The 22,615-nt window shown below is 67.1% G+C and carries 21 protein-coding genes and 1 tRNA gene (1 of these 22 cut by a window edge); 12 read left to right on the forward strand and 10 right to left on the reverse strand.

Going from position 1 to position 22,615, the window contains the following annotated elements:
* Positions 1-119 precede the first annotated feature (119 nt).
* A complete protein-coding gene (locus ACN5W5_RS19830; protein ID WP_420050177.1) occupies positions 120-1,508 on the forward strand; it encodes an efflux transporter outer membrane subunit in 1,389 nt (462 codons plus the stop codon).
* 111 nt (positions 1,509-1,619) lie between these two features.
* Here the strand turns inward: ACN5W5_RS19830 and ACN5W5_RS19835 are convergent, their stop codons facing one another.
* From ACN5W5_RS19835 to earP, 4 genes are all read right to left on the reverse strand, one after another.
* The gene (locus tag ACN5W5_RS19835; protein ID WP_420050178.1) at positions 1,620-2,492 is read right to left on the reverse strand and encodes a TIGR00730 family Rossman fold protein; all 873 of its coding nucleotides are present in this window, start codon (positions 2,490-2,492) and stop codon (positions 1,620-1,622) included.
* Positions 2,493-2,554: 62 nt separating this feature from the next.
* Positions 2,555-3,433, reverse strand: a complete 879-nt coding sequence (locus ACN5W5_RS19840) for an AEC family transporter (RefSeq protein ID WP_420050179.1) — start codon at positions 3,431-3,433, stop codon at positions 2,555-2,557.
* A gap of 64 nt (positions 3,434-3,497) precedes the next feature.
* Complete coding sequence (gene efp / locus ACN5W5_RS19845; protein WP_420050180.1) at positions 3,498-4,052, reverse strand: elongation factor P; 555 nt, start codon at positions 4,050-4,052, stop codon at positions 3,498-3,500.
* Between the two features lie 149 nt (positions 4,053-4,201).
* Positions 4,202-5,332, reverse strand: a complete 1,131-nt coding sequence (gene earP, locus ACN5W5_RS19850) for an elongation factor P maturation arginine rhamnosyltransferase EarP (protein ID WP_420050181.1) — start codon at positions 5,330-5,332, stop codon at positions 4,202-4,204.
* A gap of 62 nt (positions 5,333-5,394) precedes the next feature.
* On the opposite strand from earP, the gene uvrC reads away from it, so the two are divergent.
* Positions 5,395-7,446, forward strand: a complete 2,052-nt coding sequence (gene uvrC / locus ACN5W5_RS19855; protein WP_420050182.1) for an excinuclease ABC subunit UvrC — start codon at positions 5,395-5,397, stop codon at positions 7,444-7,446.
* A gap of 20 nt (positions 7,447-7,466) precedes the next feature.
* On the opposite strand, the gene ACN5W5_RS19860 is transcribed toward uvrC, so the two are convergent.
* Positions 7,467-9,167, reverse strand: coding sequence for an adenylate/guanylate cyclase domain-containing protein (locus ACN5W5_RS19860; protein WP_420050183.1), 1,701 nt, complete (start codon positions 9,165-9,167; stop codon positions 7,467-7,469).
* Positions 9,168-9,384: 217 nt separating this feature from the next.
* On the opposite strand from ACN5W5_RS19860, the gene pgsA reads away from it, so the two are divergent.
* On the forward strand, positions 9,385-9,954 hold the full coding sequence (gene pgsA / locus ACN5W5_RS19865) for a CDP-diacylglycerol--glycerol-3-phosphate 3-phosphatidyltransferase (RefSeq protein ID WP_177139618.1): 570 nt from the start codon (positions 9,385-9,387) through the stop codon (positions 9,952-9,954).
* Entirely contained in the window at positions 9,954-10,847 is an 894-nt protein-coding gene (locus ACN5W5_RS19870) for a DMT family transporter (protein WP_420050184.1), read from the forward strand. Before pgsA ends, ACN5W5_RS19870 begins: the two co-directional genes overlap by 1 nt.
* Here ACN5W5_RS19870 and ACN5W5_RS19875 read toward each other — a convergent pair.
* Positions 10,804-11,772: a LysR family transcriptional regulator gene (locus ACN5W5_RS19875; RefSeq protein WP_420050185.1), complete on the reverse strand. Its 969-nt coding sequence runs from the start codon at positions 11,770-11,772 to the stop codon at positions 10,804-10,806. The two genes, ACN5W5_RS19870 and ACN5W5_RS19875, sit on opposite strands and share 44 nt — an antisense overlap.
* 65 nt (positions 11,773-11,837) lie before the next feature.
* On the opposite strand from ACN5W5_RS19875, the gene ACN5W5_RS19880 reads away from it, so the two are divergent.
* The 4 genes from ACN5W5_RS19880 to ACN5W5_RS19895 all read left to right on the forward strand — a co-directional run bounded on the left by ACN5W5_RS19880 (position 11,838) and on the right by ACN5W5_RS19895 (position 14,487).
* Positions 11,838-12,716, forward strand: a complete 879-nt coding sequence (locus tag ACN5W5_RS19880) for an alpha/beta fold hydrolase (protein ID WP_420050186.1) — start codon at positions 11,838-11,840, stop codon at positions 12,714-12,716.
* A gap of 16 nt (positions 12,717-12,732) precedes the next feature.
* Complete coding sequence (locus ACN5W5_RS19885) at positions 12,733-13,827, forward strand: tartrate dehydrogenase (RefSeq protein ID WP_420050187.1); 1,095 nt, start codon at positions 12,733-12,735, stop codon at positions 13,825-13,827.
* A gap of 288 nt (positions 13,828-14,115) precedes the next feature.
* A complete protein-coding gene (locus ACN5W5_RS19890) occupies positions 14,116-14,388 on the forward strand; it encodes an HU family DNA-binding protein (RefSeq protein ID WP_177139628.1) in 273 nt (90 codons plus the stop codon).
* A 23-nt stretch (positions 14,389-14,411) separates the two neighbouring features.
* Positions 14,412-14,487, forward strand: a tRNA-Val gene (locus ACN5W5_RS19895).
* A gap of 87 nt (positions 14,488-14,574) precedes the next feature.
* Here ACN5W5_RS19895 and ccoG read toward each other — a convergent pair.
* Together ccoG and ACN5W5_RS19905 are read right to left on the reverse strand one after the other, a co-directional pair.
* Positions 14,575-15,993 carry a cytochrome c oxidase accessory protein CcoG gene (gene ccoG / locus ACN5W5_RS19900; RefSeq protein ID WP_420050188.1) on the reverse strand — a complete coding sequence of 473 codons (1,419 nt, stop codon included), beginning with the start codon at positions 15,991-15,993 and terminating at the stop codon, positions 14,575-14,577.
* Between the two features lie 17 nt (positions 15,994-16,010).
* On the reverse strand, positions 16,011-16,670 hold the full coding sequence (locus ACN5W5_RS19905; RefSeq protein WP_420050189.1) for a hypothetical protein: 660 nt from the start codon (positions 16,668-16,670) through the stop codon (positions 16,011-16,013).
* A gap of 153 nt (positions 16,671-16,823) precedes the next feature.
* On the opposite strand from ACN5W5_RS19905, the gene ACN5W5_RS19910 reads away from it, so the two are divergent.
* The 3 genes from ACN5W5_RS19910 (at position 16,824) to ACN5W5_RS19920 (ending at position 19,424) form a co-directional block, all read left to right on the forward strand.
* Positions 16,824-17,210, forward strand: a complete 387-nt coding sequence (locus ACN5W5_RS19910; RefSeq protein ID WP_420050190.1) for a CidA/LrgA family protein — start codon at positions 16,824-16,826, stop codon at positions 17,208-17,210.
* Positions 17,210-17,890, forward strand: coding sequence for an LrgB family protein (locus ACN5W5_RS19915; RefSeq protein WP_420050191.1), 681 nt, complete (start codon positions 17,210-17,212; stop codon positions 17,888-17,890). Before ACN5W5_RS19910 ends, ACN5W5_RS19915 begins: the two co-directional genes overlap by 1 nt.
* Before the next feature lie 97 nt (positions 17,891-17,987).
* Positions 17,988-19,424 carry a PLP-dependent aminotransferase family protein gene (locus ACN5W5_RS19920; protein WP_420050192.1) on the forward strand — a complete coding sequence of 479 codons (1,437 nt, stop codon included), beginning with the start codon at positions 17,988-17,990 and terminating at the stop codon, positions 19,422-19,424.
* 21 nt (positions 19,425-19,445) lie between these two features.
* Here ACN5W5_RS19920 and ACN5W5_RS19925 read toward each other — a convergent pair whose 3' ends face one another.
* Both ACN5W5_RS19925 and ACN5W5_RS19930 read right to left on the reverse strand, forming a co-directional pair.
* Positions 19,446-19,646 carry a universal stress protein gene (locus ACN5W5_RS19925; RefSeq protein WP_420050193.1) on the reverse strand — a complete coding sequence of 67 codons (201 nt, stop codon included), beginning with the start codon at positions 19,644-19,646 and terminating at the stop codon, positions 19,446-19,448.
* A 75-nt stretch (positions 19,647-19,721) separates the two neighbouring features.
* Positions 19,722-20,123 (reverse strand): GreA/GreB family elongation factor, encoded by a 402-nt coding sequence (locus tag ACN5W5_RS19930; protein ID WP_420050194.1) that lies wholly within the window; start codon positions 20,121-20,123, stop codon positions 19,722-19,724.
* Between the two features lie 748 nt (positions 20,124-20,871).
* Here ACN5W5_RS19930 and ACN5W5_RS19935 point away from each other — a divergent pair.
* Positions 20,872-22,615, forward strand: partial view of a SurA N-terminal domain-containing protein gene (locus tag ACN5W5_RS19935; RefSeq protein WP_420050195.1) — the 5' portion only. Its footprint extends 158 nt past the window's final position; 1,744 of the gene's 1,902 nt are visible here — the first part of the coding sequence; its start codon is at positions 20,872-20,874; the stop codon falls past the right edge of the window.

Here is a 22,615-nt window from a genome sequence, read left to right on the forward strand (position 1 = left end):
CGCGACCCCCTCAAGGGGACGGCACTGGCCGTCCGGCAAAGCCGGCCCGGCGGTGCCCTGGATAGCGCTTCTTCTTTCGTTGCGTCGTGTCCTTCTCGATACGCGCTGGAGCCACTGACATGATTTCTTCTCTCAATATGCGCCGCAGCGCACTGGCCCTGGCGGTCCTGACGCTGGCCGGCTGCTCCTTCATCCCCACCTACGAGCGTCCGGCCGCGCCGGTTGCCGCAGAGTGGTCCGGCGTGACGCCGGTGGCCGGGGCGACGCCGGCCGCCGAGGTCGCGTGGGCGGACTTCGTGAGCGATGCGCGCCTGCGCGAACTCATCGGTCTGGCGATCAAGAACAACCGCGACCTGCGCGTCGCCACGCTGAACATCGAGCAGGTGCGGGCGCAGTACCAGATTCGCCGCGCCGACCAGTTCCCCACGCTGAACCTCGCTGCCACGGGCAGCCGCCAGAGCAGCACCGACGACAGCATCACCAGCCTGTACACCGCGGGGTTGGCCATGAGTGGCTGGGAAATCGACTTTTTCGGTCGCCTCGCCAGTCTGAAGGAAGTGGCGCTGGCCCAATACCTGGCCAGCGAAGAGGCGCGCAACGCCGCCCAGACCAGCCTGGTGGCCTCGGTCGCCAGCACCTGGCTGAGCCTGCAGGCCAGCGACGAACTGCTGGCGTTGACGCAGCGAACGCTCGCCACGCGCCAGCATTCGTTGCGCCTGACCAAGCTGCGCTTTGACAACGGCGCCACGTCAGCGCTGGACCTGCGGCAGGCCGAGTCGCTGACCGCGGCGGCCGAGTCCGCCCTGGCCCAGCAGCAGCGCCAGCGCGCGCTGGACCTCAACGCGCTCACGCTGCTGGTGGGTCAGCCGTTGCCCGCGGCGCTTGCCGACCCCGCCAAGGACGCGGTGACCACACAGCCGTTGTTCCGCGACCTGCCCGCCGGCCTGCCGTCGGACCTGCTCACCCGTCGGGCGGACATCCGCCAGGCCGAGCAGACGCTGATCGCGGCGAACGCCAACATCGGTGCGGCGCGCGCGGCGTTTTTCCCGCGCATCTCGCTCACCGCCAGCGTGGGATCGGCCAGCAGCGAACTCTCGGGCTTGTTCAAGGGTGGCTCCTGGGGCTTCTCGCTGGCGCCGCAGGCCTTGCTGCCGATCTTTGATGCGGGTCGCAACCGGGCCGGCCTGGCCACGGCCCAGGTGGGCCGGGAGATGGCGGTGGCGCAGTACGAAAAGGCCATCCAGACGGCTTTCCGCGAAGTGGCCGATGCACTCGCCGGGCGCGCCACGCTGGGTGAGCAACTGCGCGCCCAGCAGGCCCAGGCCACGGCCGAGGCCGAGCGCTTCCGCCTGGCGGAGCTGCGCTACCGCAACGGCGTGGCCAGCTTCCTCGACGTGCTGGATGCGCAGCGTTCGCTGTTCAGCACCCAGCAGGCCCTGACGCAGACGCGACTGGCCCAGCAGCAGAACCAGGTCGCCCTCTACAAGGCGCTCGGTGGGGGGTATTGATCTGCAGGTGCAGCTGGCGCCAAGTGCCTGACCCGGCACGCACCACGGAACCGGCTCCGCCGGGCCGCTGGTGTGGTCCCCCTGGGGGAAGCCGCACAGCGGCGCAGGGGGTCAAACGCTTGGCAGGTCGTAGAACTTCATGATGTATTCCCACGCCACCTGGGGATCGTCCACGTACTCGAACAGCTTCAGGTCTTCGGCCGAAATCATGCCTTCTTCGACCAGCACGTCGAAGTTGATCAGGCGTTTCCAGTAGTCGCTGCCGAACAGCACGATCGGCACCGGCTTGGCCTTCTTGCACTGCACCAGCGTGATCACCTCGAACAGCTCGTCGAGCGTGCCAAAACCGCCCGGGAACGCCACCAGCGCTTTGGCGCGCATCATGAAATGCATCTTTCGCAGCGCGAAGTAGTGGAACTTGAAGCTGAGATCGGGTGTGATGTACGGGTTGCCTGACTGCTCGTGCGGCAGCGAGATGTTCAGGCCCACGTTGAGCGTGGCTTCGTCGTGCGCGCCGCGGTTGGCCGCCTCCATGATGCCGGGACCGCCACCGGTGCAGATGAAGAGCTGGTCTTCCTGCGGACAGGCCTTGCTGTAGCGTGCCACGATGCGGGCGAATTCGCGCGCCTGTTCGTAGTGGCGGGCGTTGCGCAACAGCGCGCGCGCCTTGGCAATCGACTTTGGGTTGCCGCTGGCTTCGGCCGTGGCCAGGTGTTCCTGCGCAATGCCGGGTTCGCGCACGCGCGCGCTGCCAAAGACCACGATGGTGTTTTCTATGCCCAGTTCTTGCTGTGCGAGATCGGGTTTGAGCATTTCCAGCTGGAAGCGGATCCCGCGCGTTTCGCGGCGCAGCAGGAACTCGGGGTCGGCGAAAGCCAGGCGGTAGGCGTCGGCCTTCAGCGGGCGCCCTTTGTTGGAGTGCGACTGCAGTTCGGCCCAGGCGTCGGCCAGACGACGTTCGTTCAGGTCTTGGGTGGCTTCCATGCGGGGCTCCTTCGGTTGTTCGTTTCAGTGATTGTGTCCTACCGCCTTGATCACTCCGGCGCTCAGAGGCCCAGGGCCAGTGCCAGCGGCACGAAGACCACGGCCAGCGCATTGCCCAGCATGATCATGGCGGCCACCTTGTCGGGTTCCTGGTGGTAACGGTCGGCCAGCATGAACTGCATCACGGCCGGTGGCAAGGCCGCAAACAGCAGCAACTGGCCGCGCGCGGCACCTTCGATGCCCAGCACCCAGGCGAGCGGGATCGCGATGATCAGGCCGATGAGCGGACGGGCCAGCGCACCAAGCAAACCAAGTGCCAGACCCGCGCGGGTGAGCGAGGTCAGGCGCACGCCGAGCGCGAACAGCATCATGGGCAGCAGGGCGTCTCCGAGCAGCTTGAGACCCGAGAGCAACACGTCGGGCGGGCGCACATCGGTCAGCGCACTCAGAAAGCCCAGCGCGGTGCCGATCATCAGCGGGCTGGTGAGCAGGTCGCGCGTGCGCGCCTGGCGGCTGGTGATGCGCGCACCGAGGGAAAAGTGGAACAGGTTGCTGACCGAGAACAGCGCCACCGCAGCGCCGAAGTTCGCCGGGCCAAACGCCAGCAGGGCCAGCGGCAGGCCCATGTTGCCGCAGTTGTTGAACATCACCACCGGCACCAGGGTGCGCGGCTGGGCGCCAAACGCGCGAGCCAGCGGCCAGGCCAGCAGGCCGCCACCCAGGATCAGCACGGTGCCGCCGATCAGCAGCGGCACATGGTCGGCGAGGCGAAAGTCTTTGGCCGCAAGGGCCGAATACACCAGCACGGGTGCCAGCACGTCCAGCGCAATGCGGTTGAACACCGTCAGGTCGGGCGGCCGGCGGCGCGCGTAACCATAGCCGATGGCCACGATCAGGAACACCGGGATGATGACGTCGGCGATGCGGGTGATGAGGTCCATGTGGGCCTTGATGAAAGCGAAAAGGCTCCCACAGGAGCCTTTTCAACGGGTGGTCAGATCGGAATCAGACGCGCTTGCGGTATTCACCGGTACGGGTGTCGATTTCGATCTTGTCGTCCTGGGCCACGAACAGCGGCACGGCGACTTCGAACCCGGTGGCGATCTTGGCGGGCTTGAGCACCTTGCCGGACGTGTCGCCCTTGACGGCGGGTTCGGTCCAGGTGATCACGCGCTCGACGCTGGTCGGCAGTTCGACCGAGATGGCCTTGCCGTCGTAGAACACCACTTCAACGGCCATGCCGTCTTCGAGGTAGTTCAGGGCGTCGCCCATGTTTTCGGCTTCGACTTCGTACTGGTTGTATTCGCTGTCCATGCAGACGTACATGGGGTCGGCGAAGTAGGAGTAGGTGCACTCCTTCTTGTCCAGAATGATCTGGTCCATCTTGTCGTCGGCGCGGCAGACGACTTCGGTGGCCATGTTGTTCAGCAGGGCCTTGAGCTTCAGGCGCACGGTGGCTGCACCGCGGCCGCCACGGGCGTATTCGGTTTTCAGGACGATCATCGGGTCCTTGCCGTGCATGATGACGTTGCCGGCGCGGAGTTCTTGAGCGATTTTCATAAGGTTTCCAACAGTTGGGCCGCGTGTTCCGTGCATGGGTGCAAACCCGGGAACTGTGCTGATAGGGGCGATCTGTGCGGCTAAGCAGATGGCGCTCAGGAAACGGCCGCCGGGGTCTGGTGGTCCAGTTTTCTGCAAAGCCTTGAATTTTATCGCTTTTCGGCGATGAAATCGAGCAACTGGCTGACCAGGTCGGGTTGGGCCAACAGGCGCTCGCGTGCGGCCAGCAGGCAAGGGCGCCAGGTGGCCACCACGCTCCAGCCCGGCCAGACCCGTTGGGCGCTGGTCATGCCGTTCCAGAGGCGGTGAAACGCGCGCAACGAATCGGGCGCTTGCAGCCAGTCCAGAAAGGCCTCCAGTTTGGCGTGGTGGGCGTTGTCGTGTTGCGGGTAGATGTGCCACACCAGCGGTTGTCCGGCCCATAGCGCGCGCACCAGGGAATCTTCGCCGCGCACGAAGTTGAGGTCGCAGGCCCAGAGCAGGTGGTCGTAATCGTGCTGGGTCAGGCGCGGCAGGCGGTACAGGGAGGCCTGGCCCGTGTCCAGTCCTTGCGCCTGGGCAGCGGTCACGGCATCGGCCGCGCGCCCGGCGGTGACCAGCCAGTCGCTGGCGCCGTCTTGACCGGCCTGTTGCAGCAGCGCGGGCAGGACGGCGGGTTCGTAGCAGAAAAGGCTGGCGCGCGGCTGGTCGGTGTCGGGCAGGTCGTGCGAAGCGAGCCATGCGCTGGCGTCAAAGGCGGCTTGCCGCTCGGGCAGGTCTTGCTCCCGCAGCAGGCCACCGGTGGCGGCGGTGAAACCGGGGTAGAAAAACCACTTGCCCACGCCGCGCAGTGGCCCGTCAGACACCAGCGAGGGCAGCCGGTGCGAGCGCTCCACGTAGGATTCGGCGCTCAGGTATTCGAGGTTGATCCACACCGGTGCCGGGTCGCCTGCGGCGATGGCAGCAGCCCGGTGTTCCAGGGCTTCTGGCGGCGGGCGGCAGCCGAAGGTTTCGATCCAGACGTCGGCCGGCGCGAGCCCTCCCAGCAGGCCCGGCGACAGCGGCTCGGTCCACGGCAGCACCCGCACGCCCTCGATGCGGCCTTCCAGCGCACCGGGGACCATCCAGCGCAGGTCCTCCGGCGCGTCGATCCACAGCCGCACGGTGTGCCCGCGTGCGGCCAGGCCGGCGCAGAAGCGCCAGCAGACGCCGATGTCGCCGAGGTTGTCGATGACCTGGCAGAAGATGTCCCAGCGCAAAGGGGCGTCCGGGTTGGGTGGGGAAGGATCGTTGGTCGACATGGGTGTGATCTTGCCACCGGCCAGCGCTGCAGGCGGCTGGTGCGCCGTTCACAATACCGCCCATGTCCCGTCCCGAATCCGAATCCGAAGCACCGCATTCCGAACAACTGCTCAGCGAAGTCGCGGCCCTGCCGGGCCTGCCGGGGGTCTACCGCTACTTTGACGCCCAGGGTCAGTTGCTCTATGTGGGCAAGGCGCGCAACCTGAAGAAGCGCGTCAGCAGCTATTTCCAGAAGAACCACGACGGCACGCGCATCGGCCACATGGTGAGCAAGATCGTGCGCATGGAGACCACGGTGGTGCGCTCCGAGGCCGAGGCGCTGCTGCTGGAAAACAACCTCATCAAGACGCTGGCGCCGAAGTTCAACATCCTGTTCCGGGACGACAAGAGTTATCCCTACCTCAAGATCACCGGCACGCGCGAAACCTTCCGCACCGCGGGCGCCCGGCCGGTGCCCTCCATCGTGTTCCCGCGCATGGCGTACTACCGCGGCGTGGTGGACAAGCGCCACAGCTATTACGGTCCGTACCCCAGCGCCTGGGCGGTGAAGGAGTCGATCACGCTGCTGCAGAAGGTGTTCCGGCTGCGCACCTGCGAAGACACCGTGTTCGCCAACCGCACGCGGCCCTGCCTGCTGTACCAGATCAAGCGCTGCAGCGGGCCCTGCGTGGACCTGATCGACAGCGAGGCCTATGGCCGCGACGTGGCGGCCGCCGAGCGCTTCCTGCGCGGCGAGACCCAGGCCGTGCTGGACGAACTGGAGGCCCGCATGATGGCGCACGCCGAAAAGCTCGAATTCGAGCAGGCGGCCGAGATTCGCAACCAGATGAGCGCGCTGTCCAAGGTGTTGCACCAGCAGGCGGTGGACAACGTGTCCGACAAGGACGTGGACGTGCTCGCGGTGAAGGTGCAGGGCGGGCGCGCCTGCGTGAACCTGGCCATGATCCGCGGCGGCCGCCACCTCGGCGACCGGCCGTATTTCCCCGCCCATGTGGAAGACGCCACCCAGATCGACAGCCTGATGGCGGAAGAGGGCAGTCACAGCGCCGACCCGGTCGAGCGCGTGGCGGTGCAGGTGCTCGAAGCCTTCATCGCCCAGCACTACCTGGGCATTGCGATGCCGCACACCCTGGTGACCAGCCACGCGGTCGGCAAGCCGCTGCTGGACGCGCTGACCGAGCAGATCGGCGCCAGGATCAACGCCGTGCACCAGCCGCGCGAGCACCGCCGCATCTGGCTGGAGATGGCGCAGAAGAACGCCGACATCGCGCTCGCCCGCCTGCTCGCCGAAGAGGGCTCGCAGCAGGCCCGCACGCGCGCGCTGGCCGAAGCGCTGGCGCTGCCGGACGACAACCTGGACGAGCTGCGCATCGAGTGTTTCGACATCTCGCACACGGCGGGTGAATCCACCCAGGCGTCTTGTGTGGTGTTCGAGGCCCACAAGATGCAGAACGCGCAGTACCGCCGCTACAACATCGACGGCATCACGCCCGGCGACGACTACGCCGCCATGCGGCAGGTGCTGCTGCGTCGCTACGGCAAGATCGCCGAGGCGCTGCGTGCGGAATCCGAAGAAGCGGCCGCGCCCGCCGAGACGACGGACGCTTCAGAACCCGCAGCCGAAGGCGCGACCGACGCCACCTCCGGCCTGCCGACCGGGCCGCGCATGCCCGATCTGGTGCTGATCGACGGCGGCAAGGGCCAGGTCAGCATGGCGCGCGAGGTGTTCCAGCAGCTCGGCCTGGACCTCTCGCTGATCGTCGGGGTGGAGAAAGGCGAGGGTCGCAAGGTGGGACTCGAAGAGCTGGTGTTCGCCGATGGCCGCGAAAAGGTCTACCTGGGCCACGATTCGGCGGCGCTGATGCTGGTCGCCCAGATCCGTGACGAAGCCCACCGCTTCGCCATCACCGGCATGCGCGCCCAGCGCGCCAAGGTGCGCACGGGCGGCAGCCGGCTCGAAGACATCCCGGGCGTGGGGCCGAAGAAGCGGGCGCGCCTGCTGCAACGCTTTGGCGGTGTGCGCGGTGTGGCCTCGGCCAGCGTGGACGACCTCTGCACGGTCGAAGGCGTTTCCAGCGAACTGGCCGACGCGATCTACCGCGCACTGCACTGACGCCGCACGAAGGCGGCGCTTTATTTGCTCGTGAGCACGAAACTGCCGTCCCAGTCGGCCGCGGGTGGCTGGGTCATGAACTGCCGGCAGCGGTCGAGCAGGACCCGGGACGGTGGGTCGGCGAGGTCGCCGCTCAGGTTGGTTTCCAGCAGTTCTGCGGCCCGCGCAAACTCGCGGCCGCCGTAGTGCCCGAACGCCGCTTCGTACCTGCGCGCGATGGCCTCCAGCCCGGCCGGCAGCTGGCCATGTTCACCGAGCAGTTCGTAGACCCGGATCGACACGGTCTTGCCGTAGGCGATCACCTGGTCCACCAGTCGGGTGGCGAACACGGTGTGGACCTGCTGGAAGGTGTTTTCCGACAGCAGGATGGACGTGCCGTAGAACTTGTTCGCGGCTTCCAGCCGGCTCACCAGATTGACCTGGTCGCCGATGATGGTGTAGCTCATGCGGTCGACAGAGCCGATGTTGCCCACGATCGCTTCGCCCGTGTTGATGCCGATGCGCGTCCTGAACACCACGTTCCGCCCTTCGGCGGCCCACTTCCGGTTCAGCCCGGCGGTCTGTGTCTGGCTGTCGAGCGCTGCCCGGCAGGCGCGCAGCGCGTGGTCCGCCGTGGGCTCCGGCGCGTTCCAGAAAGCCAGGATCGCGTCGCCGATGTACTGGTCCACCGTGGCCCCGGTTTCGAGCAGGCTGCCCGTCACGGTGGTCAGGTACTCGCCCAGGTGGTGCACCAGATCGGCCGGTGCGAGGCGTTCGGCCATGGCGGTGAACCCTTCCACATCCGACATGAAAATCGTCAGGTCCTGCTGCGTTCCGCCCAGCTCGGCATCGACACCCCGGGCCATCAGCCGGCGCACCAGGTCGGCGGGCACGTATTTCTGGAACGAGCGCAGGCCCGACTTCATGTTCTCCAGCTGCTGCACCATGCCGTTGATTTCGATGATGCGGGAGCGGATGGTCGGCGCGCTGTCGAGATCGAACTGCTTGACCTTCATCATCTCGGCTTCGAGTTGCGACAAGGGGCGGCGCAGGCGCTGGGCGATGACGTAGGCCACGGGCATGAAGAGCAGGATCAACGCAGCGCACACCGCCCAGATCACGATCTGGTGCTGCCGTTCTTGCGCCAGGATGCGGTGCGCGGAGATGTCCATGCCGAGCACCGCGTCGAGGCGTCCATCGGGCAGGTACAGGGGGGCAAAAGCCGACATCCAGGTGCCCCAGGCGTCGGTGTAGAACCGGGCCGTCACAAAAGACGCGGGTGAACCGGGGCGGGCCGCGAACGCACTGAGCAGTTCCGGCGCGACGTCGGTGTAGACCTCACCCAGGGGGCTGAATGCAGCGGGATCTTCTTCGCCGTCGACCACGAACACGACCTGTCCGTCGGGCCGCTGTCGCATGGTGTAGACGAACCGGATGTGTGTGCCGCGATCGCGGATGTCGCGCAACTGCCGGCGCAGGGCCGTGTACGTCGGGCTGTCCTGATCGGCCGCCCGCTGCAAGCGGTGGTGCGCCGGCACGTCGATCTGGCTGGCGGCGACGGCCGCCAGGTCGGCCAGCCGCAGCCGGAACTCGTCGTTCACGAAGCCGCCCACCAGATGGGTCGTGGCGGCGCTGATGATCAACCCGACCAGCAGCGTGACGCCGGCGAAGGCGGCCACCAGCGTGAAACGCAAGGTGTAGTGGCGCGGACCCGCAACGCGGGCTGGCTCGTGGCTGCTCATGGAAAAACCGGTGGGCGGGTGGAACGGCATTTGCAGCAAAAACTGCGTGGATCACGGGGTCCCCGGGATCGGGGGGCGGTGGTGAAACCCTGGTCTGGTTTTTGCCGGTGTTTGAAGCAGTGTACAAATGTAACCATTGCGGGCCTTGACCCTTCACGGCAGGCGCTGGCCAGCCGGTCTTTTTCGGGCGGCCCGGACATCCCTCCATAATCCCTCCATGTTTTTCAACCTTCCCACCTTGCTGACCTGGGCGCGCATCGTCGCCATCCCGCTGATCATTGGGGTGTTCTATCTGGAAGGCATGAGTGCCAAAGAACAGAACCTGATCGCGACGGTGATGTTCGTGGTGTTTGCCGCCACCGACTGGGCCGACGGCTACCTGGCCCGCCGGCTCAACCAGACTTCGGCTTTTGGTGCATTTCTCGACCCGGTGGCCGACAAGTTCCTGGTCTGCGCCAGCCTGCTGGTGCTGGTGCATCTGGAGCGGGCCGACGTGTTCGTGGCCCTCATCATCATCGGCCGCGAGATCGCCATTTCGTCGCTGCGCGAGTGGATGGCCATCATCGGCGCCACCAAGAGCGTCGCGGTGCACATGGTGGGCAAACTCAAGACGGCGGTGCAGATGACCGCGATTCCGTTCCTGCTGTTCAATGGCCAGCTGTTCGGCGTGATCGACACCCACCTGTGGGGCACCTGGCTGATCTGGATCTCGGCGGTGCTGACGATCTGGTCCATGGTGTATTACCTGCAGAAGGCGCTGCCCGAGATCCGCGCCCGCTCGCGCTGATGACGCCAGCGATCCGAGACAACGCGTGGCTGCGCGCCATGCCCTGGGTGTTCGTGCTGATCTGGAGCACGGGTTTCATCGTCGCGCGCTACGGCATGCCGCACGCGCCGCCCATGTCTTTTCTGGCGGTGCGCTACGCACTGTCCATCCTCTGTTTCCTGCCCTGGATCGTGGTCGCTGGCGTGAAGTGGCCGTCCGACCGGCGCCAGGCTTTGCATCTGGCGGTGACCGGTGTGCTGATGCACGCGGGCTACCTGGGCGGTGTGTGGGCCGCGGTGAAGGCGGGCATGGGCTCGGGCCTGTCGTCTCTGATCGTCGGTATCCAGCCGGTGCTCACCGCCATATGGCTCACCAGCGTGGGCGGGCAGCATGTGTCGCGTCGCCAGTGGGTCGGCCTGCTGCTGGGCTTTGCCGGTCTGGTGCTGGTGGTCTCGCGCAAGTTCGGCGCCGGTGGACCGGGCGACCAGGCCACCTGGCTCAACCTCTCGTTCGCCGTCATGGCGCTGTTTGCCATCACCGCCGGCACGCTCTACCAGAAGCGCTTTGTGATGCCCTGCGACGTGCGCAGCGCGAACACCGTGCAGCTGATGGCGGCGCTGCTGGTCACGCTGCCGCTGGCTCTGGTGGAAACCGAGAGCATGCGCTGGAACGCCGAACTGATGGGCGCCATGGCCTGGTCGGTGCTCGGGCTCACGCTGGGCGGCAGTTCGTTGCTGTACATGCTGATCCAGCGCGGTGCGGCGGCCTCGGTCACCAGCCTGATGTACCTGGTGCCTCCGTGCACGGCGCTGATCGCCTGGCTGCTGTTTGCCGAGCCGATCACCGCCGTGACGCTGGCGGGCACCGCGCTCACCGCTTTCGGCGTGAGCCTGGTGGTGCGGCCAGCGCGCTGACCCTTCGCCACGGTTCGTCCTTGAACCGATCGGCCAGAAAGTCCACCAGCAAACGGATGCGCCGCGGCACCTGTGCGCGGTAGGGCGCGAGCCAGTGGATGTCGGCGTCGGGCATGGCGTGGTCGCGCAGCACCCGCACCAGCGCACCGCTTTCCAGTTGCGGCGCGATGTCCCACAGGCTGCGCAGCATGATGCCGTGGCCGGCCAGACACCAGTCGCGGACCATCTCGCCCGAGTTGCTGGAGAGCGGCCCGCGCACCGGCGTGTGCTGCACCTCGGGCTCACCCTCGCGCTGCAGCCGCCAGTGGTCAAAACGCTGCCCCGGCCCGCCTCCGTTTTCGCGCACCACCAGGCAGGCGTGGGCCGCCAGGTCGGTCAGCGAGCGCGGCTCGCCATGGGCCTGCAGGTAGGCGGGGGCCGCCACCAGCACCCGCTGGTTGGCGGCGAGCCGGCGCGACACCCATTCGGCCGCGCGGTGCCCCGGGGCGTTCCACAGCCAGATGGCGCCATCAAAACCGTCCACCGCCAGGTCGGGCAGCTGTTCGGTCAGCTGCAGCTGGACCGTCACCGCCGGGTGCCGGGCCTGGAAGTCGGCCAGCGCCGGGCCCAGCCACAGGCGGCCGAAGCCGAAGGTGGCCGCGAGCCGGATCGGCCCGGCCGGTTCGGACTGTCGCTCGCGCAGTTCGGCCTCCAGCGCGTCGAAGCCGCGCAGCAGCTCGCTGGCGCGTTCGCACAGGGTCTCGCCTTCGGCCGTGGGGCTCACGCGGCGGGTCGTGCGCTGAAACAGGCGCAGGCCGAGTTGGGCCTCCAGCGCGGCCAGGCGTTTGGTCACGGCCGAAGGCGCCACCCGCAGCGCCCGCGCGGCCATCACCAGGCTGCCGTGTTGGCGCACCGCGAGCACCAGTTCGAGATCGGGGCGGTCCAATTGTTTCCTTTGAAGAACGAATCAATTGCCAGATTATTGCTCCAATGCGGGATAAGCTTGCGCCCATGTTCAACGGCTTTCAGACCCACCCAGTGACGCGCGATGGCGTGCACCTGCACACGCGCGTGGCCGGCGAAGGACCGCCGCTGCTGTTGCTGCACGGCCATCCGCAGACGCAGGCCATGTGGCACCGGGTGGCGCCAGCGCTGGCTCAGCGTTTCACCGTGGTGCTGATGGACCTGCGCGGTTACGGCGACTCGTCCCGCCCTGAACCCGACGCCGGGCACACCGCGCACAGCAAGCGCGAGATGGCGCTCGACGCACTGGCCGTGATGGCGCAACACGGCTTCGAGCGTTTCGGTGTGCTGGCGCACGACCGCGGTGCCCGTGTCGCGCACCGGCTGGCGGCCGACCACCCGCAGGCCGTGCAGTGCCTGATGCTGCTCGACATCGCGCCCACCTTGGCCATGTACGCGCAGACGAATGAGGTCTTTGCGCGCGCCTACTGGCACTGGTTCTTCCTGATCCAGCCGCCGCCGTTGCCCGAAGCCCTCATCGCGTCCGACCCTGTGCGCTACGTGCGCAGCGTGATGGGCAGCCGTCACGCGGGTCTGGCGCCGTTCGATCCTGAAGCCCTCGCGGAATACGAGCGCTGCATCGCGCTACCCGGCACCGCGACGTCGATTTGCGAGGACTACCGCGCCAGCGCGGGTATCGACCTGGATCACGACCGAACGGACATTGCCGCGGGCCGTCGCCTGACACAGCCGCTGCGCGTGCTCTGGGGCGAACACGGCACCGTGGGACGCTGCTTCGATGTGTTGTCGCTGTGGCGCGAGCGCGCAGAACAGGTGGCTGGTCAGGCCCTGCCATGCGGCCACTACCTCGCCGAGGAGTCGCCCGAGCGGGTGGTCGCCGAGGCCCTCGATTTTTTCACCCCTTGACCCTCAGGAGACACCCATGAGCACCACCCACCGCATCGCGGTCATCGCTGGCGACGGCATCGGCACCGAAGTCATGCCCGAGGGCATCCGCGTGCTGGAAGCCGCGGCCTCGAAGTTCAACATCCCGCTGCGGTTCGACCACTTCGATTTTTCGAGCTGTGACTATTTCGAGAAGCACGGCAAGATGCTCCCCGACGACTGGAAGGAACAGATCGGTGGGCACGACGCGATCTACTTCGGCGCCGTGGGCTGGCCCGACAAGGTGCCCGACCACGTCTCGCTCTGGGGTTCGCTGCTGATGTTCCGCCGTGAGTTCGACCAGTACGTCAACATCCGTCCCGCGCGCTTGATGCCCGGCGTGACCGCGCCGGTGGTGCGTCGCGACGGCAGCCCGCGCCAGCCTGGCGAGATCGACATGGTGATCGTGCGCGAGAACACCGAGGGCGAATACTCCAGCATCGGCGGGCGCATGTACGCCGGCACCGAGCGCGAGATCGTGGTGCAGGAAACGGTGATGTCCCGCATCGGTGTGGACCGTGTGCTGCGTCACGCCTTCGAAGTGGCGCGCTCGCGACCCAAGAAGCACCTGACCAGCGCGACCAAGTCCAACGGCATCGCGATCACCATGCCCTACTGGGACGAGCGCGTGGCCGAGATGGCGAAGCAGTACCCGGACGTGAAGGTCGACAAGTTCCACATCGACATCCTCACCGCGCACTTCGTGCAGCGCCCCGATTTTTTCGACGTGGTGGTGGGCAGCAACCTGTTCGGCGACATCCTGTCCGACCTGGGCCCGGCCTGCACCGGCACCATCGGCATCGCGCCCAGTGCCAACCTCAATCCCACGCGCCAGCACCCTTCGCTGTTCGAACCGGTGCACGGCTCGGCGCCCGACATCGCGGGCAAAGGGATTGCCAACCCGATTGGCCAGATCTGGTGCGGCGCCATGATGCTCGACCACCTGGGCTGCCGCGCGGCACACGATGCGGTGATGCAGGCCATTGAAGCGGTGTTGCAGCCCGGCAGCGGTGGCCCGCGCACACCCGATCTGGGGGGCTCCGCGAGCACCGCCGATGTGGGGCGAGCGATCGAAAATGCACTGCGCGGTTGAAACGGTGTGTGACCGTTCCGGCATGCGTGCCAAATTTCACGAAGCAACCGATTGACCTCTGACAAAGCGCATAGAATCTGCGCTTTCGTTCAGCCAGCTGCCACTCGCGCGGGCTGACGTGTTGACAGGGAACTTGACCCATGGGTCTAATCCACGGGCACCGGTCGGACCTCGTTGCCCGGCTATTGCGAACACAAGCGATACAGTCAGTGCGTCGTCAGACAGACTTCTGAACAGGGCGGCTGAACGGTCCACAAGAAATTTCAATCACTTCAAGAGGGGCTATTTGTGAACAAAACAGAACTCGTCGAACACATCGCCAAGCACGCCGATATTTCCAAAGCGGCTGCCACGCGTGCACTGGACTCCACCATCACCGCCATCCGCACCACCCTGAAGAAGGGCGGCACCGTTTCTCTGGTGGGCTTCGGTTCGTTTGCCGTGACCAAGCGTCCTGCGCGCAAGGGCCGCAACCCGCGCACCGGCGAAGAGATCAAGATCAAGTCCGCCAAGGTGCCGAAGTTCCGCCCGGGCAAAGCATTGAAGGATGCGCTGAACTGAAGCGCCATACCGGTTTTCCGGTGGGGTGCTTAGCTCAGTTGGCAGAGCGGCGCCTTTACACGGCGTAGGTCGGCGGTTCGACCCCGTCAGCACCCACCAAAGAAACTCAGACAGAAAAAAGGGCCTGGAGAAATCCAGGCCCTTTTTTCTTGTCCGAGAGCCCGCCGAACAGGGGTTCCGGTGGTTTCAACGCGGCACCATGAAGGTGGACGATGTCTCGGCGCGCTCGATGGCATGACCGTCGGTCCCGGTGACGCCGATGCGGATCGGCAGCACCTGGCCGGCCAGCATCCGGGCCTGTTCGGGGGACAAGCGCAGCGTCACCGTCTGCATCTGGGCGCCCGCCGCCGCGAGGTGCACGCGCGCGGGGGCGGTGAGGCTCAGACCGTCGGCGCCGGCCACGTCCACCTGCACATCGCGCGCCCGTTCGCTCGCGTTCATCAGCTGCAGCCGGTACACGTTCTCGACCGCGCCGCTCTCGACCTGGCGCGCCAGCACCGCGCGGTCGCGCACCGCGTTCAGGCGCAGGGTGGGGCGGTGGATGAAGCTGAGCACCATCAGCGTGGAGGCCAGGGTGATCAGACCGCCGTAGACGATGACCCTGCGCCGCCCCAGGTGCGCGCGCAACGTCAGGGCCGGCGTGTCTGCGCGGGACAGCTCGCGCTCCGACGCCAGACGGATCAATCCCCGTGGCGCGCGCAGCTTGTCCATCACCTGGTTGCAGGCGTCGATGCACAGGCCGCAGCTGATGCAGGCCGCCTGCAGGCCCTGGCGGATGTCGATGCCCACCGGGCACACCTGCACGCAGAGGGTGCAGTCCACACAGGCGCCGCTGCCGCGCTGCGCCGGGTCGCTGCCGCGGGGGCGCGGTGCGCGGGGCTCGCCCCGGCGCTCGTCGTAGGCCACGTACAGGGTGCTGGCGTCCATCAGCGAGCCCTGGAAGCGGCCATACGGGCACATGTGCTGGCACACGCTCTCGCGCAGGAAGCCCGCGTTGCCGTAGGTGGCCAGTCCATAGAAGCCGATCCAGAAACTTTCCCAAGGGCCGAGCTGGTGTGGCACCGCCTGGGCCAGTTCGCGGATGGGTGTGAAGTAGCCCACCAGCGTGAAGCCGGTCCAGAGCGCCAGCAGCGCCCAGGCCAGGTGTTTACCGCCGCGCCGCAGCAGCTTCTGGCCGTTCCACGGGCTGCGGTCGAGCCGCAGGCGCGCCTGGCGGTCGCCTTCCGTGCGGTGCTCGATCCACTGGAACAGCTCGGTGTACACCGTCTGCGGACAGGCGAAGCCGCACCAGACGCGCCCGGTCAGCGTGGTGGCAAAGAACAGTAGCAGGGCGCTGATCACCAGCAGGCCCGCCAGGTAGATCAGGTCCTGCGGATACAGCACAGCGCCGAACAGGAAAAAGCGGTCGGCTTGCAGGTCGAACAGCACGGCCTGGCGTCCGTGCAGCGTCAGCCAGGGCAGACCGTAGAACAGCGCCTGCGTGAGCCAGACCATGGCCCAGCGCCAGCGCGTGAACACGCCCGTGATCGAGCGCATCTGGATCTTGTCTTCGGAGGGGCCGCACGCGGCGGACACGATGGGGATGGTGCGGGTGGGGGTCGACATGGTCTGGATGAAGGGGTTCAGGTGGGGACACCCGGCTGGCCGCCCGAGAGGGCCGCGGCCACCGGGGCCAGGTGGGTGCGCAGTTCGGGGCCGCCGAGCCACTCGTCCTCGCGAAAGAAGACCGGGTTCAGGTGCAGCGTGCGCAGGCCGTCGCCCGAACCCTGGACGGCCGTGGCCTGTGGGGCTTCGACCGACAGACCGTCCTCCTCGCTGCGCAGCAGCACCCAGCTCGCCGGACCCTCGCCCAGGTGAGCCGGTGCCACCAGGGAGAAACCTTCCCAGGGCAGGTTGGCGATGTGCTCGAATCGACCTCTCAGCAGCCAGCCGCGGCCCGTGTCGTGGCCGCTCAGCGGCGGGCCGTCCAGGGCCACCGTGCCGGCGCGAAGGCCGGCGAGCAGATCGGGCAGCCACAGCTCACGCAGGGCCACGTTGCGCGAACGCACCAGCGCCTCGATGGCCAGACGCTGGGCCAGCAGGATGTCGGCGGCTTCGGCGTCGTGCTCGCGCAGGCGCCGGGCTCTCGCAGCCAGGTCGTGCAGGGTTCCGCCCGTGCCGCCCAGGGCGGGAGGCACGGCGCAGCGCAGCAGACCGGTGTCCACCACCCGCGGCAGGGCGCGGCAGGAAAACGGGGTATTGGCATGGATGGTCGGACCGGCGGCCAGGGGTTCAGTGCGCATGCAACGTATGGTGGCCGCGAGACATCTGATGGCCAAGAACCAGATATATTGATATTTGACCGGATCAGATGCGTTTTCCCAGACGGTCTGACCCGTCTGAAAGTGCCCGAATCTGATCTGTGGCGCCGGGCGTTCGCGCGGGATACTCGTCCCATGTTGTTCAAATTGTTGTCGGACGGACCGCGCACCTTCCGGGCCTTGCTGGCCGCCAGCGGCCTGGTGGGCCTGCAGTGGCTCGGCGATGCTGTGGTGGGCTGGTGGGGCTGGCCGGTTCCCGGCGCGTTGGTGGGCCTGCTGCTCCTGCTCGGCGCCTTGTTCATGGCGGGCGGGGTGCCGCAGGCGCTGGACGATGTGAGCACGCCGTTGCTGCGCCACCTGATGCTCCTGCTCATTCCGTCGGTGGCCGCCGTGGGCCTGTACGCCGGCGTGCTGTTACAACACGCCGCAGCGTTCCTGCTCGTGGCGGTGGTGGTCACGGCCCTGACGCTGGTCGTTACCGCCTGGACGCTGCAGCGGCTGATCCGGCGGTCGTCGCGCTGATGCTCTGGTCGGCGATCACGCTGGCGGCCTACCTGGCCGCGCTGTGGATGTACCGGCGCAGCGGCCACCACCTGCTGTGCCTGCCCGTGCTCACCGGCACGGCCCTGGTGCTCGCTGCACTGGCGCTGGCCGACAGCGGCTACCCGGTGTACGCCGAGGCCACCCGCGTGCTGCGCTGGCTCACGGGGCCGGCCATCATCGCCCTGGCCGTGCCTCTCTACCGGCAGGCGGCCTTGTTGCGGCGGCTGGCCGCACCCCTGCTCGTCGCGCTGGCGGCGGGTTGCCTGGCGTCGGTGCTGGGCACTCTGCTGCTGTGCGGGCTCATGGGCACGCCGATGGCTTTTGCGCTGTCGCTGGCGCCCAAGGCCGCCACCATGCCCATGGCCATGCTGGCGGCCGAGCGCGCAGGTGGTGTACCCGCCGTGGCGGCCATGGCGGTGGTGGCCACCGGCGTGCTGGGCACCTGTCTGGCCGGGCCGCTGTTGCGCTGGCTGCGCGTGGATGAGGGGCCGCAGGGCGAGGTCGTGAGCAGCTTCACGCTCGGCCTGGTGGCACACGCCATCGGCGTCGCGCGGGTCTTGCAGACGCACCCGGGCAGCGTGGCTTTCGCGGCCTTGGCCATGGGGCTGAATGGGATCGCCACCGCACTGGTGCTGGCCCTGCTGTCGGGCTGGCTTTGACCACGCAGCACCCGTCGGATCGTCCGATGGAGCCGGGGGCGCTGGTCCGACCGTCTGCGCTGTAACATGCCCAGGAATTTGGACCTGGGAAGATCAGATGACCGGCTTGCGCCTGACCCGTTACCAGCAGTTGGCCGAAGACATGGCCGAGGCGATCCGTGGCGGCCTGCTGCGCCCGGGCGAGCGCCTGCCTTCGGTGCGGGCCACCTGCGCGCAGCGCGGCGTGAGCCCGTCCACCGTGTTCCAGGCCTATGGCCACCTGGAATCGATCGGGCTCATCGAGGCGCGCGCGCGCTCCGGTTTTTTTGTGCGCGCCACGCGCCGGCCGGTGCGGGCCGGACCCGAGGTGGCGCCACCGCGCAGCGAAGCCACGCCGGTGGCCATCAGCGAACTGGTGTTCGACCTGCTCGGCAGCACACGCGATGCCGACGTGGTGCCGCTGGGCTCGGCCTTTCCGGCACCACACCTGTTCCCTTTCGACGAACTCGCGCGCAGCGGTGCGCGCGCCATGCGCCGCCTGAAGGCCAGCCAGATCACGGGTGCGCTGACCGCGGGCGACGAGGGCCTGCGCCTGGCGCTGCGCAAGCGCTACGCGCTGCAGGGCGTAGCGCTGGCCGACAACGAACTCATCATCACCAACGGCGCCATGGAGGCGCTCAACCTGTGCCTGCAGGCGGTCACTAAGCCGGGTGACGTGGTGGTGGTGGAGTCGCCCACGTTCTACGCCGCGCTGCAGGCCCTGGAGCGCCTGCACCTGAAGGCGGTGGAGGTGGCCACCGACCCGAAGGAGGGCGTGGACATCGAAGCGCTCGGCGAGCTGCTGGCCAGGCAGACGGTGGCGGCTTGTTGGTTCATGCCCACGTTCCAGAACCCGCTCGGCGCGCTCATGCCCACCGCCCGGCGGCAGGCGCTGGTGGCGCTGCTGGCGCAGCACCGCGTGCCGCTGATCGAGGACGATGTGTACGGCGAGCTGCACGCGGGCACGCGCCGCCCACCACCGGCCAAGGCCTTTGACCAGCAGGGCGGGGTGCTGCACTGCTCGTCGTTCTCCAAGTGCCTGGCACCCGGCTACCGCGTCGGCTGGGCCGCCGCAGGACGCTACGCGCCCCAGGTCGAGCGGCTGAAGATGATGACCTCGCTGGCCACGGCCATTCCGCCGCAGCTGGCGGTGGCCGACTACCTGGCCCAGGGGGGCTATGACCGCCACCTGCGCCGCTTGCGCGAGGCGCTGGCCACGCAGCAGGCCCACGCGCTGAAGCTGGTGGAGCGGCACTTCCCGGCCGGCACCCGCGTCACCCGGCCAGAAGGCGGGTATTTCCTCTGGCTGGAACTGCCGCCCGAGGTGGGCGCCCTGGCGCTGCACCACCGCGCGCGCGCCTGCTCCATCAGCACCGCGCCAGGCGTGCTGTTCTCGGCCGACCACCGCTTCACCCACCACCTGCGGTTGAACGTGGGGCATCCGGGCGATGTGCGTTTTGACGGGGCGATCAGGACGCTGGGGCGGCTGGCGGTGGATCTGCAGGCGGGCCGGTGATGGTGCCGCCGGCGGACCTGCTCAGCCCATGGCGCCTGGCCAGCTGGCGCGCACGCTGACCCAGGCGCGCGAGGGGGCGGTCAGATAGGTCTTCGGGCTGTCGGCGAAATGGACGAGCCGCAGTGGGGTCTGGTGTTGTCTGGCCAGCAGGGCTGTGCGCTCCAGCGCGTGCGCGGACAGCACCGTGAAATCGGAGACGGCGAGGATGGAGTCGAAGTGCATGGGAATTCCTGGACGGACGAAGGCCCGCGCCGCGGCACAAGGCACGCGGAGCGTGAGATCGGTGGTGATGAACCGCTAGGTGGTGTAGTCGCCGCTGGCTTCAGGCTGGAACAGCAGCGTGACGATCTCGGCCGCGCACCCATCCCCATTGGGGGTTCGCCAGCGGGCGATGGCACCCACGCGCTGGCCAAGCAGGCTGGCGCCCACCGGCGAGAGCACGGAGATGAAACCCTGGTGCGGTTCGGCGTCGTTCGGGTAGCACAGCGTGAGCTTCCGCCGCTTCTTCGACGCCAGGTCTTCGACGATGACCTGCGAGTACATCGTGACGATGTCGGGCGGGATCTCGCGCGAGGGGACGAGGTCCAGCGAATCGAGGGTGTCAACCAGCTCGGGCGGAAGTTGTTCGCTGTGCAGGTTGTTCAGGCGTGCGAAATCGATCTCGGTGAGCAGTCGCTCACCATCCTGGGGCTTGTGCATGTGCACTCCAACTGGTGCAGGCGTGCCGCGAAAAGGCGACGCCCGCTATCGCGCTGGGCTGGGGCCCGGCGATAGATGGATTGCGCAAAAAAGGAGGAAGGGGTATCGCCGGGCTTAAGAATGTGCGGCCGGCTGGCGCAGTCCCGCCGAGCCCATCAGCTTGCGACCGGCCACGGCGCCGCCTGCCGCGAGGCACAGGCGAGCTGCCGGGTGGGCAGTGATGGTTGGATGGAGAGCCATGCGGCCATTGTAAGACGCAGCGTCATGCAACGTTGCATCCCGAAGCCGGGTGCTCTCTGCTCTCTCAAACAACTGTGCGCTGGTGCGACGGTACTTGACGGCTCCTCTTTCGTGATCGTCGGGACAGACTGCGCAGAACCTCCACGCTGCAGGCAGGATTCCGTGTTCCCCTGCACATGACTGGGGATGAGGGATGAGGGATAACAGCAGAGAGCGGATGGGTCAGAACCCTGTTGTCCGGGAAGCTGGTTCTGGCCGAGGAGCATTCCCTTGCGTGATCCGAGTAAAATTCGAGGTCACTTCCTTTCGCGAGTTGGTAAGTCAAGCTGGTTTTTTCTTGTAAGTTGTTGATTTTTAAGGGTTTCATAACCCCTTGCAAGGCGTAGACCGGCGGTTTGACCCGTCAGCACCCACCACCATCGAAAAGGCGAACCCGGGTTCGCCTTTTTTGTTGCCGGCGCAGGCAGAGCAGAGTCTGTTGCCGTTTGTTGTTTCAGGAATTCAAGGCATGTTCGAATCCATCCGCAATCACAAGAAGTACCTCATGGGCTTTTTGCTGATCCTGATCGTTCCCGGGTTCGTCCTCTTCGGTGTCCAGGGCTTTTCCGACCCCAACCCGGGCGGTGAGGCGGTGGCGTCGGTTGACGGCAAGGACATCACCCAGGCCGAATGGGACCAGGCTCATCGTGTGGAGTCGCAGCGCCTGCGCGATGCCAATCCGACCCTCGACGCCAAGCTGCTCGACAGCGAAGAGTTTCGCTACGCCGCGCTGGAGCGTCTGGTGCGTGACCGTCTGCTGGTGACAGCGGCCGAAAAATTCAAGCTCTACACCAGCGACCAGCACCTGGCCCGCGCGCTGCAGCAAGACCCGACCATTGCCGCCCTGCGCCGCGCCGACGGCACGCTCGATGTCGAGGCCTACAAGCAGCTCGTGGGCCGCCAGGGCATGACGCCCGAGATGTACGAGGCCAGCGTTCGGGCCGACCTGTCGAAACAGCAGGTGGGGCAGGGCGTGACGGGTTCCGGTTTCGTTCCGGCCGATCTGGCCCAGCTGACGCTCAATGCCTTCTTCGAACGGCGCGAGGTTCGCGTGCAGCGCTTTGCCGCTGCCGATCAGGCCAGCCGCGTTCAGCCCGCCGATGCCGACATCGAGCGCTTCTACCAGGAGAACCCGGCCCTGTTCCAGGCGCCCGAGCAGGCCGACGTGGAATACCTGGTGCTGGACGCAGCGGCCCTGCAGCAGTCTGTGACCCTCAACGAAGCCGATGTGCGCTCGTACTACGAGCAGAACGTTTCCCGCCTGTCGGGCAACGAAGAGCGCCGTGCCAGCCACATCCTCCTGAGCGTGCCCGCGGGAGCGCCTGCGCCAGAAAAAGATGCCGTGCGCCAGCGTGCGCAGGCGCTGCTCGAACAGGTTCGCAAAGCCCCGCAAACCTTCGCGGCCGTGGCCAAGGCCGAATCGAAAGATCCAGGCTCTGCGGCCAATGGCGGCGACCTGGACTATTTCGGGCGTGGCGCCATGGTCAAGCCCTTTGAAGACGCGGTGTTTGCGCTGGAAAAAGGCGCGATCTCCGACGTGGTCGAGACCGACTTCGGTTTTCACATCATCCAGCTGACCGATATCAAGGCACCCAAGCCGCGCAGTTTTGACGAAATGCGCGTGCAGATCGAAACCGATCTCAAACAGCAACAGGCGCAAAAGCTGTTCGCCGAATCCGCAGACACGTTCGGCAACCTGGTCTACGAGCAGGCAGACAGCCTTCAGCCCGCGGCCGAGCGCCTGAAACTTGAAGTGAAGACATTCAAGGGGCTGACGCGTCAGCCCGGTGCGGACGCTGGCGTGCTGGCCAATCCGCGGATGCTCGATGCCATCTTCGCGTCCGAGGCGGTGCAAAGCAAGCGCAACACCGAAGCGGTGGAAACCGGATCCGGTCAGCTGGCCGCAGCACGCGTGGTGAGTCACACCCCTGCCCGCACCAAGCCCCTGGCCGAAGTGCGCGACAGTGTGCGCGCTCGCCTGGTGGCCCAGCGCGCGGCCGAACTCGCCAGCGAAGAAGGCGCCAAGCAACTGGCCGCCTGGAAGGCTGGCGCGGACGCCTCGGGCATGCCGGCTTCGGTGATCATTTCGCGCGAAGACCCCAAAGGAATGCCTGCAGCGCTGCTCAAGGTGGCCCTGAGCGCTGACCCTGCGCAATTGCCGGCCTGGGCCGGTGTGAGCCTGGGTGATCAGGGTTACGCGGTGGTGAAGGTCG

Origin of the sequence: Hydrogenophaga sp. ZJX-1, from assembly GCF_048590325.1 — a bacterium.
Lineage (GTDB): Bacteria > Pseudomonadota > Gammaproteobacteria > Burkholderiales > Burkholderiaceae_C > Hydrogenophaga.